Here is a 15,064-nt window from a genome sequence, read left to right on the forward strand (position 1 = left end):
CACCACCTTGATCGGGATGCGCGCCGTCTTGGCTTGCGCCTTCTGCTTGGCGAGCGGGTCGTAGGCCGCTGCACCTGCAGCCGGCGACGGTGAGACGGAGGCCGGGGTCGGCGTGGAGGGCAGCGTGTTCATGGGATGTGGGCGCGCGGTGTCAGGGGCTGAGATAGCTCTCGAGCCGGTCACCGAGGTCGGCGGCGGCGCGTTCCGGATCGACGGGGACCCCGATTGTAGAAAGATCGACCGTGCGCAGCCCGGCGTAGCCGCAGGGATTGATGCGCTCATAGGGGCTCAGGTCCATCGCCACGTTCAACGCCAGACCGTGGTAGCTGCAGTGGCGCGACACCTTGATCCCCAGCGCGGCGATCTTGCCGATGCCACGCCAGGGGTCACGCGGGTCGGGCGGCCCCGGCAGCGCGCCGTGGCCGAAGGGGTCGCAGAGATTCACGTAGATGCCCGGCGCGCCCGTGACCCGGTGACCGGTGACGCCATAGCCTTCCAGCGTCTTGATCACCGCCTGCTCGAGGCGGAACACGTACTCCTTGACGAAGATGCCCAGCGCCTGAAGATCGACCAGCGGATAGGCCACCACCTGGCCGGGGCCGTGGTAGGTCACCTGGCCGCCGCGGTTGCTGGCGATCACCGGAATGTCTCCCGCGTCGAGCACGTGCTCGGCCTTGCCGGCCAGTCCCTGGGTGAACACCGGCGGGTGCTCGCACAGCCACAGCTCATCGGGCGTGCCCGGCGTGCGCGTCTCGGTGAAGGCGCGCATCGCGTCGAAGGTCGTCGCATAGTCCACGCGGCCCAGCCGCCGTCGCTGCATCGCCATCAGCCCCCGCCGGCCGCCAGCGGGTGCGCGCGACGAACACCGCTGCAGCCGCCTGCAGCGCGGCGATCCCGGCGCCCAGCCATCCGCCGCCTTCGGCACCCAGCGGCTGCAGCAGGCCGGCCAGCGCGGACAGCCCTGCCGCGTGCAGCAGCCAGGGCAGCACCAGGTTCAGCACCACCAGCACCACCAGCGTCGTGCTCTCCGCCCGACGCGCGCGCGGCCCCCAGTGGATCGCGCAGGCGAGCGCAAGGTCCCGCAGCGCCAGCAAGGCCCAGGTCAGCGGCAACCCAGCGAGCGCGAGCGCGCGGCCGATGCCCCCGGCCTGCGGATCGGGTGCCAGCACGCTGGCCACCAGGCCACCACCGAGCGCCAGGACCAGCGACGCCAGCATCAGCGGCATCCGCTCCAGCGTCGCGGCGTCCAGCGCCCCGCCGGCGCGCCAGCGGGCGGCGAAGCGCTGCCACAGGTCGAGCCGAGGCGGCTCGATGAAGAGGCTGAGGTAGGCGGTGGTGGTGGCGCAGGCGGCCAGCGCGAAGCCCACGCGCCACACCGGATTTCCCTCCGGCCAGAACCCGGCAGCGAACACCGCGAGCCACGCCTGGAACCCCAGCCAGGCCTGCGGCCGCAAGGGCAGTTGCAGCGCCCCGGCCATCAACCGCTGGGCGCCGAGCACAGCCCAGGCCGCGAACATCACGGCCGTTGCCGCGTAGAACACCGGGGCCTCGAAGCTCATGCCCCACCACAGCACCTCACCGGGCGACACCTGGCGCGGCAGCGCACCGAACCACGGAAACACCACCAGCAGCACGATCCACCAGGCCCCGCCGCGCCGCGCCGCCAGTCCGCCGCGCCGCAAGGCCGCCAGCGCGACGATCAGGCTCACCGCCTGCAGACCCACGCCAGCCGCCACCATGCCGACCAGCAGCGACCACGACAGGCCGTGGCCCTGCACGGCGTTCGACACCAGCCACACCGCCAGGCAGATGATGCCGCCGTACCACGCGAACAGCGTGCCGCCGAACAGCTTGCCCCAGGTCAGCTGCCAGGGCGTCAACGAGGACAGGCGCTGGGCGTCCCACGTGGCTTCGCTGACCTCGTCTAGCAGCGCGGCACTCGCCAGTCGCGCCCCGTAGAAGCCCACCAGCAGCACGAAGCCGGCCTGCGCCACCATCGGCAGTGCCGACGGCCCGGCCAGGCCGACCGCGGCGAACACCAGCGCCAACACCGCCGGCATGCCGAGCAGCCGCGCGGGCGAGAACTCCAGCCAGAGCTGGCGCTGGAACTCCGGATTGCCGGCGGCCAGCGCGCGCATCATGTGCCCGCTCCCGCGCCGGCCACGCTGCGCAGATAGCTCTGTTGCAGGTTCTCGCGCCGCTCGGCGAAGCTGCTGACGGCAAAGCCGGCGCCGATCAAGCGCGCCAGCAGTGCCGCCTGGTCGGCATCGGTGCCGCCGAAGGCGAGTTCGAGCGTGTGGGCGTCGACGAGCGTGGCCTGCAGGCCGGCCTCGCGGCCGAGCCAGGCCTGCGCCTCCCGAGCCGCCGTCAACAGGCCGGCGCGCAGCCGGCGCAACGGGCGATCGCCGGCCGCCGGCGCCGCGACGGTCAGCGCCCGGTGCTCGACCACCCGGCCGTCGCGCAGCATCAGCATGTGGGTCGAGTACTCGTCCAGTTCGGCCAGGATGTGAGACGACACGAGCAAGGTCATGCCCTCCTCGCGCAAGCTGCGGAACAGCGCCGCCAGCCCGGCGCGCGCCTCCGGGTCCAGCCCCGAGGCGGGCTCGTCGAGGATCAGCAACTGCGGCCGGTGGATCAGCGCCTGCCCGATCGCCACACGCTGGCGCTGGCCGCGTGACAGCGCGCCACACAGGCGGTCGAGCAGGTCGGTGAGGCCCAGACGCTTGGCGACCGGCGGCACGGCAGCCGCGGCGGCCTCGGGCGTCGCGCCGTGCGCAAGCGCGGCATAGCTCAGGGTCTGGCGCACGCTCAGCGCCGTCGAGACGCCGAAGCTGTCGGCCAGGAAGCCGAGCTGACGGTGGCTCTCGCGGGGCTGCGCGATCACGTCGATGCCGGCAACGGCGATGCGCCCCGACAGCGGGGCCTCCAGTCCGGCGATGCAGCGCATCAGCGTGGTCTTGCCGGCGCCGTTGGGGCCCACCAGCGCGGTCACGCTGCCGCGCTCGATGCTGCAGCTCAGGCCGTGCAGCGCGCGCTGCGTTCCGTAATCGTGAACGAGGTCGGCGACCTCGACCAGCGCCGCGGCGCTCAGAGCACCACCTTGACCATCGGGTGCGTGCTCAGCGTGCGGTAGAGCTCGTCGAGCTGTTCGCGGCTGGTGGCCGTGACGGTGAGCGTCAGGCCGAGATAGTTGTTGCCCTTGCTGGGCCGGGCCTCGACGGTCTGCGCATCGAACCCGGGATCGAAGCGCAGCGCGATGTCGACCATCGCCTCGCGGAAGCCCTCGGCGTTGGACCCCATCACCTTGATCGGAAAGGCACTCGGGTACTCGATCAATGATTGCTCGGGAGGGATGGCCGTCATGGTCTGCTGCCGCTGCATCGGGCGGGCACGCCGCTGCGGCGCCCGCGATGGCCGGATTGTCCCGCACCCGCGAAATCCGCGCGGCCGCCGCGGCTCAGATCGACTGGGCGGGCTTGGCCCGCTGGTAGGCCTCGTAGAGCCGGGCGTACACCGGCCCAGGCTTGCCGCGCAACGCGCCGTGCCCGACCAGTTCGCCATCGAGCCGGGTGACCGCCAGCACTTCCTTCATCGCCGAACTCAGCAGCAGTTCGTCGGCCGAGAAGACCTCGCCCTCGCTGACCGGCCGCAGGCAGTAGCCGATGCCGCACTCCTCGCACAGCTCGGCCAGCAGGTCGACCCGCACGCCTTCGAGCAGCAGTTCGCTCTTCGGCGGGCCGATCAGTGCGCCTTCCTTCACCATCCACACGTTGGACGCCGCGGCCTCGGTCAGGAAGCCGTCGCGAAACAGGAGGGTCTCGACGGCGCCCTTGTCGGCCGACATCTGCCGCGCCAGCACGTTGCCGAGCAGCGAAATGCTCTTGATGTCGCCGCGCTCCCAGCGGAAGTCGCGCGCGCTGATGCAGGCCACGCCGGCATGGCGCTGCTCGGGCGTCGGCGGCTTCGCCGGACTGCACATCATGAAGACCGTGGGCTCGATGTCGGTCGGTATCGTGTGCTCGCGCAGCGCCACGCCGCGCGTGACCTGCAGGTACACGAGCTGGTCGGTCGCCCCGCTGTGCTCGTGCTGGGCCGCGACCAGCCGGCGCATGCGCGCCAGCCAGTCCTCGCGGGTCAGCGGCGCGGTGATGCGCACCTTGGCGAGGCTGCGCTCCAGGCGCGCCATGTGCTCGTCGAAGCGGAACAGCCGACGATCGTAGACGGGCAGGACCTCGTAGACGCCGTCGCCGAACATGAAGCCGCGGTCGAGCACGCTGACGCGAGCGTCCGCCAGGCGGGTGTAGTCGCCGTTCAGGTAGCACAGCGAGTCGGCGCTCGCCGCGGGGATGGCGCTGGGCAGCGGGTTCATGCCCGCAGCGTAGGCCCGTCGGCGGCAACGGGCAAGCAGCGTTTCACCCGGTACGAATCGACACCGGCATCACTGGATCCACAGCCGCAGCGAATCCCACGCGCGGCCCAGCAGCCCGGCGCTGTCGACGTTCTCCAGCACGGTCAAGGGCAGCTCGGCAACCGGCGCGCCATTGGCGGTGACCTTGATGCTGCCGACCACCTGCCCCTTGGCGAGCGGAGCCACCAGCGGATCGGTGCGCGAGATGTCGGTCTTGAGCTTGTCGCCGTCACCCTTGGGCACGCTGACGTAGACGGCCGCGGCACTACCGAGCTTGGCGGTGTTGGAGGAGCCTTCCAGATCGGCGGGCTGACGACGGCCTGGTTGGCGTCGAACAGCTTGACGGCGTCGAAGGCGGTATAGCCCCAGTTCAGCAGCTTCTGGCTCTCGTTGGCGCGCGACTCCATCGACGCAGCGCCGAGCACGACGCTGATCAGCCGGCGCGGACCGTTCGGGAAGTCGCGCTTGGCGGTGGTGATCATGCAGTAACCTGCGGCGTCGGTGAAGCCGGTCTTCAGGCCGTCGACGGTGGGGTCGCGGTAGAGCAGCAGGTTGCGGTTGGGCTGCTTGATCTTGTTGAAGGTGAACTCGCGCATCACCGAGTAGCGCAGGTACTCGGGGAAGTCCTGCACCAGCCGGGTCGCGATCACCGCCAGGTCGCGCGCGGTGCTGGTGTGCCCTGCCGCCGGCAGGCCCTCGGGGTTCTTGAAGGTGGTGGCCTTGAGGCCGAAGGCCTGCGCCTGGCGGTTCATCATCGCGACGAACTGCTCCAGAGACCCGCCCACGCCCTCGGCCAGCACCACGGTGGCGTCGTTGCCGCTCTGCACGATCTCGCCCTTGAGCAGATCATCGACCGTGACCTGGCTGTTGAGCGGCAGGAAGCTGCGCGAGGCACCGGTCATGCCGGTGCGCCAGGCGCGCTCCGACACCGGCAGCGTCTGCGTCAGCGTCAGCTTCTTGTCCTTCAGCGCCTGGAACACCAGGTAGGCGCTCATCAGCTTGGTCAGCGAGGCCGGCTCGATCGGGCTGTCCGGGTCCTTGGCTGCGAGCACCTGGTTGGTGGTGACGTCGAACAGCAGGTAGGAGCGCGCCGCGATCTCGGGCGGCTGCACGGCCTGGGCCTGGGCCGCCACGCCCGTGAGAGCGGTGGCGACGGCGAACAGAAGAACGAACAGTCTTTTCATCGGGGTCTCTGCAACGGGAAACGGGAGCGGGTGGCGCGCCGGTCAGGAGGACCAGCCGCGCACCACCAGCGACTTGAGCAGCGCGAGCTGCCCATGAAAGAAATGGCCGACGCCGGGAATCACCGTGACCGGCAGGCCCTGCGGGCGCGCCCAGTCGAAGGTGGCCGACAACGGCACCACGTCATCGGTCTCGCCGTGAACCACCAGCGTGTCGGCCTGGAGTTCCTCGGGAATGGCGGGCACCTGCTGCTTCTGCGTCGACGGGGCGATCAACGCCAGCCGCCGCGGCCGCGCGTCGCCGCTCAGGTGCGCCGCGGCACTGGCGGCCACGAAGCCGCCGAACGAGAAGCCGGCCAGCCACAGCGGCAAGGCCGGGTCACGTTGCGCCGCGATGACCGCCAGCGCGTCGTCGAGCTCGCCGCGGCCTTCGTCCCAGCTGCCGGCCGACGCGCCGACGCCCCGGAAGTTGAAGCGCACGCTGCGCGCGCCGAGTTGCAGGCCGGCACGCGCGACCGTCTGCACCACCTTGTTGTCCATCGTGCCGCCATGCAGCGGATGCGGGTGGCAGATCACCAGCACCGCCCGCGCCGGGCCGGCCGGCGCGTCGAGCGCGCACTCGATGTCGCCGGCGGGACCGCCAAGCGTCAGTCGCTGCGTCTGGACGTTCATCGCGAGAACGGACAACCGGCTGCCGGCACGTCGTCAGCGACCCACATCGGGCGGCAGCAGCAGGCGCTCGACGACCTGGCCGTGCTTCAGGTGGGATTCGACGATCTCGTCGATGTCGTGGGCATCGACATAGGTGTACCAGGTGCCCTCCGGATAGACCACCGCCACCGGCCCGCCGGCGCAGCGGTCCAGGCAACCGGCCTTGTTGACGCGGACCTTGCCCGCGCCCATCAGACCGGCCGCCTTCGCCTGCGACTTGCAACGCGCGAAGCCGGCCTCGGCGTCGTGGTCGGCGCAGGCCGCCTCGCCATCGCGCTTGTTGAGGCAGAAGAAGATGTGACGCTCGTAATAACTCATCGGGGAATTGTAGGTTTGAGGCTATTCGTCCCGGGCTGCGACACGACCGAGCAGGTAAGCGAGTGTCGCCCAGGGCCACAGCCAGCCGATCCATTGCGACAGGCCGTGGAAGCGGATGAAACGGCCCTGCTCCCACGATTGCAGGCTGGCCGCGTAGTAGGCGTCGCCGGGCGCGATGTTGACCAGCGCCACGCCGAAACTGATGACCAGCAGCGCCACGGCGGCCGATGCGCGCGCCGGCAGCCACGTCAGCCCCACGGCGACGACGGCCACCACACCGATCGCCGGCAGCACCGGCGGTGTCCACCAGGTCAGCGCGTGCTCGGGCCCGAAGTTCAACGCCGTCGACAGCGTGGTGGCCGCGATGCCCAGCAGCAGCGCCCCGGCCGGCAGCACCAGGCGGCGCGGACCGGGCCGCGTCAGCGCGTAGGCAAGCAGGCAGGGCGCCAGCAGGCCGGCTGCCACGCCCAACATCTCGAGCCCCGGCGCCAGCGGTTCGCTGACGGTCGCGGTCGCGCCGAGCCAGCCGTCCCAGGCCGTGTCCTCCAGTCCTTCGGCGAGCAGGTCGCGCGCGCGGTCCAGCACATGGCCGAGTCCGAAGGGCAGCGGCGGCGGGAACAGCAGGCCGAACGGCCACAACAGCAGCAGCGTCAGGCCGGCGCCGCGGTCTCGCAGCAGCCAGCGCTCACGCCAGCGCTGCCAGTGGCCGAGCAGCCCGAGCGCGTGCAGCACCAGCATCAGCACCGCGCCGAGCGCCGCACCGGCGGTGTTCAGGCTCCAGTCGATGATCGACGGCACCCGCCTCGGCAACAGGTGCTGCAGGGTCTCGAGCACATAGCTCAGACCGCTGGACACCCCGACCGCGACGGCGAACGCCAGCCAGGCGCGGCCCCCGCCGCGCAGCAGTCCACCTGTCAGCAACGCCCCGAGCGGCACGTAGGCGAGCAGGTTGCTGACCAGGTCGAACTGCCCCACGCCACGCGGCTTGGGCACCGGCAGCAGCCACCAGCGAATGTCGGTCGCGGTCGGCCATTCCCAGCCGGTGAACGGGTGCAGGCTGGCGTAGACCATCAGGCAGGCGCAGGCCGCCGCCAGGGGCCAGGCCGAACTGCTGCGCTGCGGGGCCATGCGCCCGGCCGCCCTCAGAACGGCTTGACCACGACCAGCACGACGATCGCGGCGAACACCAGCACCGCAGCCTCGTTGAAGACGCGGAACCAGCGGTGGCTGCGGCGGTTGGCGTGCTGCTCGAAGTCGCGCAGCAGCCGCTTGCACACATGGTGGTAGCCGATGGCCGCGACCACCAGCAGGAGCTTCGCGTGCAGCCAGCCGTTGCCCGGCCCGCGGCCGATGCCATAGCCCAGCCACAGCCACAGGCCGAGCCCGAGCGCGGGGATCATCAGCAGCGAACTGAACCGGTGCAGCTTGTGCGCCATCAGCAGCAGGCGCTCGCGCTCGGCGTGGCTGTCGGCCGGCACCATGGCCAGGTTCACCAGCAGCCGCGGCAGGTAGAACAGGCCGGCGAACCAACTGGCGGCGAAGACGATGTGGAAGGCCTTGATCCAGAGCATCGAGGGATTATCGCGAGCACCGGCCAAGCATAAAAAAGCCCCGGCAAAGCCGGGGCTTGAAAGCCTGGCGCTGTCACACGGTCAGGCTCCTGCTCAGGGAGGTGAAGCAGGGAATGAACGCCTTGCGACGTATCATTCGACGAGAATTTTAGCAGCGCCCGGCCGGCGTTTTCCTGTCAGATGCGCTCTGCGCGCGGGCCGCTCTCGATCGACGCCACGCCCTTCCTTCGGCCTTGAGCCCCTCCACCCGGTCACGCCCGTGAGCTCCTACCCCCAACGCTTCCCCGCCACGCGCGCGCGCCGCCTGCGCCGAGACGACTTCACCCGTGCGCTGGTGCGCGAGCACGCCCTCACCGCGTCGGACCTGATCCTGCCGGTGTTCGTGCTCGACGCAGCAACCAGGTGCACGACGTGGCCTCGATGCCCGGCGTGCAGCGCCTGAGTCTGGACCGGTTGCTGCCGCTGGCCGAGGCCTGTGTGCGCGAACGCATTCCGGTGATGGCGCTGTTCCCGGTGATCGACGCGGCGAAGAAGACCGAGGACGGCCGCGAAGCGATGAACCCCGAGGGCCTGGTGCCCACCGTCGTGCGTGAGCTCAAGCGCCGCTTCCCGGAGCTGGGCGTGCTGACCGATGTGGCGCTCGACCCCTTCACCACGCACGGCCAGGACGGCCTGCTGGACGCCACCGGCTACATCCTCAACGACGAGACGGTGGCCGTGCTGACGCAGCAGGCCCTGGTGCAAGCCGAGGCCGGCGTCGACATCGTCGCGCCGAGCGACATGATGGATGGCCGCATCGGCGCGATCCGCGACGCGCTGGAGGCCCGGGGCCTGATCCACACCCGCATCATGGCGTACAGCGCCAAGTATGCGAGCGCCTTCTACGGCCCGTTCCGCGACGCCGTCGGCTCGGCCGGCAACCTGGGCAAGAGCAACAAGAAGGTCTACCAGATGGATCCGGGCAACACCGACGAGGCGCTGCGCGAGGTGGCGATGGACCTCGCCGAAGGCGCCGACATGGTGATGGTCAAGCCCGGGATGCCCTATCTCGACATCGTGCGGCGTGTGAAGGAAGAGTTCCGCGTGCCCACCTTCGCCTACCAGGTGAGCGGCGAGTACGCGATGCTGAAGGCCGCCGCCGCCAACGGCTGGCTCGATGGCGAGGCGGTGATGATGGAGTCGCTGCTGGCCTTCAAGCGGGCCGGTGCCGACGGGGTGCTGAGCTACTTCGCGCTCGACGCCGCGCGGGCCCTGAACGCGCGGTGACGGCGCGATGCGGATCTTCCACGTCGGCACGGACCAGTTCACCGAGCTGAGCGAGCTGCCCGACACGCTGCCGACCGCAGGCTACCTCTGGATCGGCAGCGCTCGGCGGGAGTTCGAGGTCGGCATCCCGATGCTGCAGGGCGCGCTGCAGCGCTGGACCGGCGGCCAGCTGGTCGATCTGCATGTGGCCGACCTGCTCAACAACCAGCTGCCCTCGCACTTCGACTACACGTCGTGGTACGACGTGATGGTGTTCCGCCGCCTCGCGGCGGGCAGCGGCAGCAGCAGCCTGTTCCTCGACGAGCAGCAGGGCACGCTGGCCACCGCCAAGCGCGCGCTGGAGGCGATCGACACCAGCCCAGTCGGCTTCGCAATCTTCGACCGCGTGCTGATCAGCGTTCACCCGACCGACTGCCAGGTGCGCGACTTCTTCGCGAACCGCCTGTCTCTGGCCAGCCAGGGCAGCGACGCCCGCGCGGCCGGCGCGCGCATGCCGGCCAGCCCGGCCGACCTGATGCTGCGCATGGTCAACCACATGGTCGACAGCTACCTCGAGCTTCGACGGTTGCTGACGCGCCAGCTCGGTTACCTGCAGCAGGAGCTGTTCCGTCCGCGCAGTCATTTCAACGACTGGCAGGTGCTGCTCGATTCGCGCAACGCGCTGCATGCGCTGGAAGACATCTGCGAGGATCAGCGCAGCGCCATCTCCGAATGGATCGACGCGCTCGACGAATGGCCCGATGAGACCGAGCCCGCCGCGCAGCGCGAGCGCGAGCTGCTGCGCGTGCGCTCGCGCGACGTGCTCGAGCACATCGAACGCGTGCTGAGCCACGTTCGACGGCTGGAGAGCTCGGCCGAGAGCGCGGTGCAGATGCATTTCTCGGCGCAGAGCAACCGCACCAACGAGATCATGCGCACGCTGACCGTGCTGACGGCCGTGTTCATGCCGCTGAACCTGATCACCGGTTTCTTCGGCATGAACTTCGATTTCCTGCCGCTGGTGCACAGCAGCACCGGCATCTGGGTCACGACGGTGCTGATGGCCGCGCTGGCGGTCACGCTGGTCATCTATTTCCGCCGCAAGCGCTACCTCGAGCGCGGCCGCTGACAAGGACCGCGGCGCGGTCAACCGCTCGCCACGCGTCCGGCCCAGGCTTCGAAGGCCTGCAGCGACAGCGACGGGCTGATCGCCTCGCCCTGCAGCTCATCGCACCGCTCGCGCGCGAGGAAGGCCCGCTGCGCCTCGGTCTCGACGCCTTCGGCGATGACGGTGATGCCGAGGCTGCGGGCCATCTGGATGATGGCCCGCGCGATGGCCACCGAGCCGCGCGCCTCGGGCAGGTCGACAACGAAGGAGCGGTCGATCTTCATCTTGTCGATCGGCAGCGACTTGAGGTGCCCGAGCGAGGAGTAGCCGGTGCCGAAGTCGTCGACCGACAGGCGGATGCCCAGCGCCTTGAGCTGGGCCAGGCGGCCACTGACCTCGGGCAGCTCGTCCATCAGCATGCGCTCGGTCAGCTCCAGCTCGAGCAGGCGGCCGGGCAGCCCGGCGCCCGCCAGCGCCTGCGCGACCGTCGAGACAAAGTCGGGCGCCTGGAACTGCACGGCCGACAGGTTCACGGCCACCGGCACAGCGCACAGGCCGTCGTCATGCCAGCGGCGCGCCGCACGCGCCGCCTCGTGCAGCACCCAGGTGCCGATCGGCAGCATCAGGCGCTGCTGCTCGGCCAGCGGGATGAACTGGTCGGGCAACAGCAGCCCGCGCTCGGGGTGCTGCCAGCGGATCAGCGCCTCGGCGCCGACCAGCACGCCATCGCCGGCCCGCACCTGCGGCTGGAAGTGCAGCACGAACTCGCCACGCTCCAGCGCCTGCGCGAGCTCGCCCTCCAGCACCAGCGCCGCGTAGGCGTTGCTGGCGAGCGTCGGATCGAAGAACTGGTAGGTGGCCCGCCCGCGCGCCTTGGCGCGGTACATCGCGGTGTCGGCATGCTTGATCAGCTCGGCCGGCGTGATGCCGTCGCCGGGGAACATCGCGATGCCGATCGACGGCGTGACCGAGATCGAGCGCCCCGCCTCGGCGTCCAGCGGCACCTCGATCGCCGCAAGCAGCTTGCGGGCGACGTCGGCCACGTCCTCCAGGCGCGGCCCGCCGCCGATCAGCACCATGAACTCGTCACCGCCGAAGCGCGCCACCACATCGCTGGCGCGCAGCACGGCGCCGATCCGTTGGGCCACGGTCTTCAGCAGCTCGTCGCCCGCCAGGTGGCCGAGCGAATCGTTGACGCGCTTGAAGTGGTCAAGGTCGATGAACAGCAGCGCCAGCGCCTCGCGCGACGCGGCGGCCCGTGCCATCAGCTGGTCGATCTCGGCCATGAAGGCCAGGCGGTTCGGCAGCCCGGTCAGTGCGTCGTGGTGCGCAAGGTGATGTATGTGCGCCTGCGCGGCATGGCGGTCGCGGATGTCGCGCACGATGGTCATGCGCAGCCGTTCGTCGCCTCGCATCATGGTGCGGACGATGAACTCCACCGGGATGCGCCGGCCCGACTTGTCGATCAGCGCGCTCTCGTAGGTCGTCTCCTGGCCCGAACTCATCACCGCGGCCACCTTGCTCACCTGGTCGGGTGCGACGAAGTCGAGCGTGCGGCGCCCCATCAGCTCGTCGAGCCCGTAGCCCACCAGCATGCCGATCGGGGCGTTGGCATCGGTGATGACCCCGTCCTTGTGGAAGACGATGCCCTCAGCGCTGGCCTGCATGAACTTGCCCAGCCGTTCCTCCGATTCGCGCACTGCCTGCTCGGCGAGCCGGTGGCGGGAGATGTCCGAGATCAGCACGAAGAAGGCGATCAACCGACCATCGGTGGCGAGCTGCGGCAACAGGTGCACCTCGACCCACTGCGTGCGGCCATCGGCGCGCACCAGCTGCCGCTCGTAGGCCACGGCACGCTGTTCGATCAGCACGGTGTCGAGCTGCGGCCGGATCCGCCGCAGGGCGGCCTCGCCGATCACCTCGGCGATCGGCAGGCCCAGGATGGACTGCTCGTCCCGCCCGAAGGTCAGCGCATACGGCCGGTTCGCGAACAGGCAGCGCTGTTCCCGCGCGTCGTAGCAGGCGATCAGCGCCGGCACGCTGTCGGCAAGCAACCGGAGCTGCTCGGCCTGGACGCTGGCCACCCGCTCGGCCTGCCGCGTTGCCGAGACGTCGTGCAGGACGCAGACCCAGCACCCTCGCGACGGCCGCCATTGCGCGACGCAATCGACCCAGACCTCGCGCTGTATCCCGTCGTGCTCCCCCGGACTGCACAGGTGCAGCGGCAGCGACAGGTGCTCGCCCTGCGCCAACGCGCCGAGCAGCGTGGCACGGTCCGGGTCGGTCAGCAGCTGCTGCCAGCCCGCGCCCCGTGCGGCCTCGGCGCCCAGGCCCATGAGCCGGCAGAAGGCCGCATTGGCATGCGATGCCCGACCGTCGCGCGCGAGCAGCAGCACCGCGCTCGGCAGATCGTCCCAGGAGCACGGGTCCTCGGTGAGCCTTGGCACAACGGCGCCCATGGCCGAGGGTAGGCGCGCCGGAGCAGCCGGTCGATTCGGCCGAACCCTGCGGCAGCCTGTGCCGGCGTCAGGTGCGCGCGTTGCGCATCACCTCGCGCGCAAGACAGAGGTCGTCCCAGGCCTTCGCCTTGTCGGCCGGGTTGCGCAGCAGGTAGGCGGGGTGATAGGTCACGATGGCGGGCACCCCCTGGTACTGGTGGATCCGGCCCCGCAGGCGGCCGATCGGTTCACCGGTCTGCAGCAGCGATTGCACCGCGAAGCGGCCCATCGCGAGAATCAGCCGCGGCTGCAGCAGCGCCACCTGGCGGGCCAGGTAGGGCTCGCACTGCGCCACTTCCTCGGGCTGCGGATTGCGGTTCATCGGCGGCCTGCACTTCAGCACGTTGGCGATGTAGACCTGCTGCGCCGGCTGCAGTCCCTCGCCTTCGGCCCGGCGCGTCAGGCCCAGGGCCTGCAGCATGTGGTCGAGCAACTGCCCGGCCTTGCCGACGAAGGGCTCGCCCAGGCGGTCTTCCTGTTCGCCCGGCGCCTCGCCGACGACCATCCAGTGCGCCTGCGTGTGCCCGACGCCGAACACCGTGTTCGTGCGACCGCGGCACAGCCCGCAGGCGGTGCAACCGGCGACGGCGGCACGCAGGGTCGGCCAGTCCATCGCCTCGACATCTTCGGGGCGGGCACCGCGTGCGACGGCGACCCGCGGTACCACCGGGGCGGGCGAGGCGGCGGCGACCGGGCTGACCGCTGCCTCGACCTTCGCATCGATCACGGGCGAAGCCGCAGCCGCAGGCGCTTGCCACACACGGATGCCCATCTCCGCCAGCATTGCGGCCTGTCGTTCATCCCAGACCATGCACCGCCTCTGGAATCTGCAGGCTCATCACCACCGCGTCCTCGCGCGCCCGCCCGCGGGCCGGGTAGTAGCCACGGCGCAGGCCGACATTGCGGAAGCCGTAGCGCTCGTACAGGCCGCGTGCGTTCAGGTTGGAAATGCGCACCTCGAGCCAGAGCTGCGAGGCGCGGTGCGCCCGGGCGATCGAGCGCAGGGCATCGAGCATGTAGCGCGCATGGCCACGCCGCTGGAGGGCCGGCGCGACGCTGAGGTTGAGCAGGTGCACTTCGTCGACGCCGAACATCGCGACGAAGTAGCCGACCACGCCGTCCTGCGGCGTGCGCAGCACCTCGGCCGGGTAGCCGGCCCGCAGCGAATCGAGGAAGTTGCCGCGCGTCCAGGGAAAGTCGTAGATCGCCTGCTCGATCACCATCACCTCGTCGAAGTCGTTCTCCGTCAGCATGCTCAGGCTGCGCGGCGGCGGCTGCAGCACGGCGTTCACGACGGCACCCCGCTGCCCGCCGCCTGCACGTCGCGCTGCGCCATCCGCTCGGCAGTGGTCTGCGCCACCCGGTCGCGCACGTAGAGCGGCAATGCGCCATCAGCGTCGACCTGTTCGCCGCGCGCCCACGCCACACGGGCCAGTACCAGCAGGGCCGCCGCCCGCGGGGCGCTGTCGGGCCAGCAGGCACCGCGCAGGCCCGACCAGGCCTCGGCATGCGCAATCAGCGAGCTGCCGGCGACCTGCACCTGCGGCGTCTCGCCGGCAATGCGTGCGGCCAGCGCGGCCGGCGCATGCAGGGCCGGGGCTTCGAGCACAGTCCAGCCCGTTGCGCTGCGGCGGTAGCGCGCAGCATAGGCCTCGCCCATGCGGGCGTCGACCGCCACCCACAGATCGTCGGCGGCGCCCTGATGGTGGGCGTCTTCGGCCACCGCCATCAAGGTATCGAGCATCAACACCGGTCGGTCCGCGCCGAAGGCCAGTCCCTGTGTCACCGCGCAGGCCGCGCGCACGCCAGTGAAGGCGCCCGGACCGCGTCCGCAGCCGATGGCGTCGAGTTCGCGCAGGCCCAGTCCGGCATCGGCCAGCAGCGCCATCAGGGCCGGCAGCAGGCTGGCCGAGGCGAGCGCGCCGCCGGGCAGCGCGCGCACCCAGGTCTGCTCGCCCCGGCACAGGCCGAGGTGCATCGTTTCGGTGGCGGTATCGAGCACCAGCAGGCGCGGCGTCATGAGC

General features: G+C 70.6%; 14 protein-coding genes and 3 pseudogenes. 2 read left to right on the forward strand and 15 right to left on the reverse strand.

Features of this window, described 5'->3' with window-relative positions; all coding sequences use genetic code 11:
- The 11 genes and pseudogenes from Y694_RS24060 to Y694_RS03690 all read right to left on the reverse strand — a co-directional run.
- A pseudogene (locus tag Y694_RS24060) lies at positions 1-132 on the reverse strand (lipoyl synthase); the annotation flags it as partial.
- Positions 133-151: 19 nt separating this feature from the next.
- Positions 152-826, reverse strand: coding sequence for a lipoyl(octanoyl) transferase LipB (gene lipB, locus Y694_RS03645; protein ID WP_036229964.1), 675 nt, complete (start codon positions 824-826; stop codon positions 152-154).
- Positions 726-2,141: a hypothetical protein gene (locus Y694_RS03650; RefSeq protein WP_036229968.1), complete on the reverse strand. Its 1,416-nt coding sequence runs from the start codon at positions 2,139-2,141 to the stop codon at positions 726-728. Before Y694_RS03650 ends, lipB begins: the two co-directional genes overlap by 101 nt.
- A complete protein-coding gene (locus Y694_RS03655) occupies positions 2,138-3,091 on the reverse strand; it encodes an ABC transporter ATP-binding protein (RefSeq protein ID WP_310732193.1) in 954 nt (317 codons plus the stop codon). Before Y694_RS03655 ends, Y694_RS03650 begins: the two co-directional genes overlap by 4 nt.
- Complete coding sequence (locus Y694_RS03660; RefSeq protein ID WP_081771293.1) at positions 3,088-3,363, reverse strand: DUF493 family protein; 276 nt, start codon at positions 3,361-3,363, stop codon at positions 3,088-3,090. Before Y694_RS03660 ends, Y694_RS03655 begins: the two co-directional genes overlap by 4 nt.
- A gap of 94 nt (positions 3,364-3,457) precedes the next feature.
- On the reverse strand, positions 3,458-4,369 hold the full coding sequence (locus Y694_RS03665; RefSeq protein ID WP_051495548.1) for a D-amino acid aminotransferase: 912 nt from the start codon (positions 4,367-4,369) through the stop codon (positions 3,458-3,460).
- Between the two features lie 69 nt (positions 4,370-4,438).
- Positions 4,439-5,592 (reverse strand): annotated as a pseudogene (locus tag Y694_RS03670) (D-alanyl-D-alanine carboxypeptidase family protein).
- Between the two features lie 42 nt (positions 5,593-5,634).
- Positions 5,635-6,261 carry an alpha/beta hydrolase gene (locus Y694_RS03675; protein WP_036229969.1) on the reverse strand — a complete coding sequence of 209 codons (627 nt, stop codon included), beginning with the start codon at positions 6,259-6,261 and terminating at the stop codon, positions 5,635-5,637.
- Positions 6,262-6,294: 33 nt separating this feature from the next.
- Complete coding sequence (locus tag Y694_RS03680) at positions 6,295-6,618, reverse strand: ferredoxin (RefSeq protein ID WP_011827910.1); 324 nt, start codon at positions 6,616-6,618, stop codon at positions 6,295-6,297.
- A gap of 21 nt (positions 6,619-6,639) precedes the next feature.
- Complete coding sequence (locus Y694_RS03685; RefSeq protein ID WP_011827909.1) at positions 6,640-7,746, reverse strand: VanZ family protein; 1,107 nt, start codon at positions 7,744-7,746, stop codon at positions 6,640-6,642.
- A 14-nt stretch (positions 7,747-7,760) separates the two neighbouring features.
- Positions 7,761-8,189 carry a CopD family protein gene (locus Y694_RS03690; protein WP_011827908.1) on the reverse strand — a complete coding sequence of 143 codons (429 nt, stop codon included), beginning with the start codon at positions 8,187-8,189 and terminating at the stop codon, positions 7,761-7,763.
- Between the two features lie 259 nt (positions 8,190-8,448).
- Here Y694_RS03690 and hemB point away from each other — a divergent pair.
- Positions 8,449-9,455 (forward strand): annotated as a pseudogene (gene hemB / locus Y694_RS03695) (porphobilinogen synthase).
- Positions 9,456-9,462: 7 nt separating this feature from the next.
- Positions 9,463-10,563, forward strand: coding sequence for a magnesium transporter CorA family protein (locus tag Y694_RS03700; protein ID WP_036229974.1), 1,101 nt, complete (start codon positions 9,463-9,465; stop codon positions 10,561-10,563).
- 17 nt (positions 10,564-10,580) lie between these two features.
- Here Y694_RS03700 and Y694_RS03705 read toward each other — a convergent pair whose 3' ends face one another.
- The 4 genes from Y694_RS03705 to tsaB form a co-directional block, all read right to left on the reverse strand.
- Entirely contained in the window at positions 10,581-13,001 is a 2,421-nt protein-coding gene (locus Y694_RS03705) for an EAL domain-containing protein (RefSeq protein WP_051495549.1), read from the reverse strand.
- A gap of 67 nt (positions 13,002-13,068) precedes the next feature.
- Positions 13,069-13,851 (reverse strand): uracil-DNA glycosylase family protein, encoded by a 783-nt coding sequence (locus Y694_RS03710; RefSeq protein WP_036229976.1) that lies wholly within the window; start codon positions 13,849-13,851, stop codon positions 13,069-13,071.
- Positions 13,838-14,332 (reverse strand): ribosomal protein S18-alanine N-acetyltransferase, encoded by a 495-nt coding sequence (rimI, locus tag Y694_RS03715; RefSeq protein ID WP_011827903.1) that lies wholly within the window; start codon positions 14,330-14,332, stop codon positions 13,838-13,840. Before rimI ends, Y694_RS03710 begins: the two co-directional genes overlap by 14 nt.
- Positions 14,329-15,060 (reverse strand): tRNA (adenosine(37)-N6)-threonylcarbamoyltransferase complex dimerization subunit type 1 TsaB, encoded by a 732-nt coding sequence (gene tsaB, locus Y694_RS03720; protein ID WP_036229979.1) that lies wholly within the window; start codon positions 15,058-15,060, stop codon positions 14,329-14,331. The genes rimI and tsaB overlap by 4 nt, the downstream gene beginning before the upstream one ends.
- Positions 15,061-15,064 lie beyond the last annotated feature (4 nt).

This window comes from Methylibium sp. T29-B, from assembly GCF_000576225.1.
GTDB lineage: Bacteria > Pseudomonadota > Gammaproteobacteria > Burkholderiales > Burkholderiaceae_C > Methylibium > Methylibium petroleiphilum.

Bases quoted from the DNA above. Each gene is read 5' to 3' on its own strand.
- lipB (WP_036229964.1), bottom strand. From the start codon at position 826: ATGGCGATGCAGCGACGGCGGCTGGGCCGCGTGGACTATGCGACGACC.
- Y694_RS03650 (WP_036229968.1), bottom strand. From the start codon at position 2,141: ATGATGCGCGCGCTGGCCGCCGGCAATCCGGAGTTCCAGCGCCAGCTC.
- Y694_RS03660 (WP_081771293.1), bottom strand. From the start codon at position 3,363: ATGACGGCCATCCCTCCCGAGCAATCATTGATCGAGTACCCGAGTGCC.
- Y694_RS03665 (WP_051495548.1), bottom strand. From the start codon at position 4,369: ATGAACCCGCTGCCCAGCGCCATCCCCGCGGCGAGCGCCGACTCGCTG.
- Y694_RS03675 (WP_036229969.1), bottom strand. From the start codon at position 6,261: ATGAACGTCCAGACGCAGCGACTGACGCTTGGCGGTCCCGCCGGCGAC.
- Y694_RS03680 (WP_011827910.1), bottom strand. From the start codon at position 6,618: ATGAGTTATTACGAGCGTCACATCTTCTTCTGCCTCAACAAGCGCGAT.
- Y694_RS03685 (WP_011827909.1), bottom strand. From the start codon at position 7,746: ATGGCCCCGCAGCGCAGCAGTTCGGCCTGGCCCCTGGCGGCGGCCTGC.
- Y694_RS03690 (WP_011827908.1), bottom strand. From the start codon at position 8,189: ATGCTCTGGATCAAGGCCTTCCACATCGTCTTCGCCGCCAGTTGGTTC.
- Y694_RS03700 (WP_036229974.1), top strand. From the start codon at position 9,463: ATGCGGATCTTCCACGTCGGCACGGACCAGTTCACCGAGCTGAGCGAG.
- Y694_RS03705 (WP_051495549.1), bottom strand. From the start codon at position 13,001: ATGGGCGCCGTTGTGCCAAGGCTCACCGAGGACCCGTGCTCCTGGGAC.
- Y694_RS03710 (WP_036229976.1), bottom strand. From the start codon at position 13,851: ATGGTCTGGGATGAACGACAGGCCGCAATGCTGGCGGAGATGGGCATC.
- tsaB (WP_036229979.1), bottom strand. From the start codon at position 15,060: ATGACGCCGCGCCTGCTGGTGCTCGATACCGCCACCGAAACGATGCAC.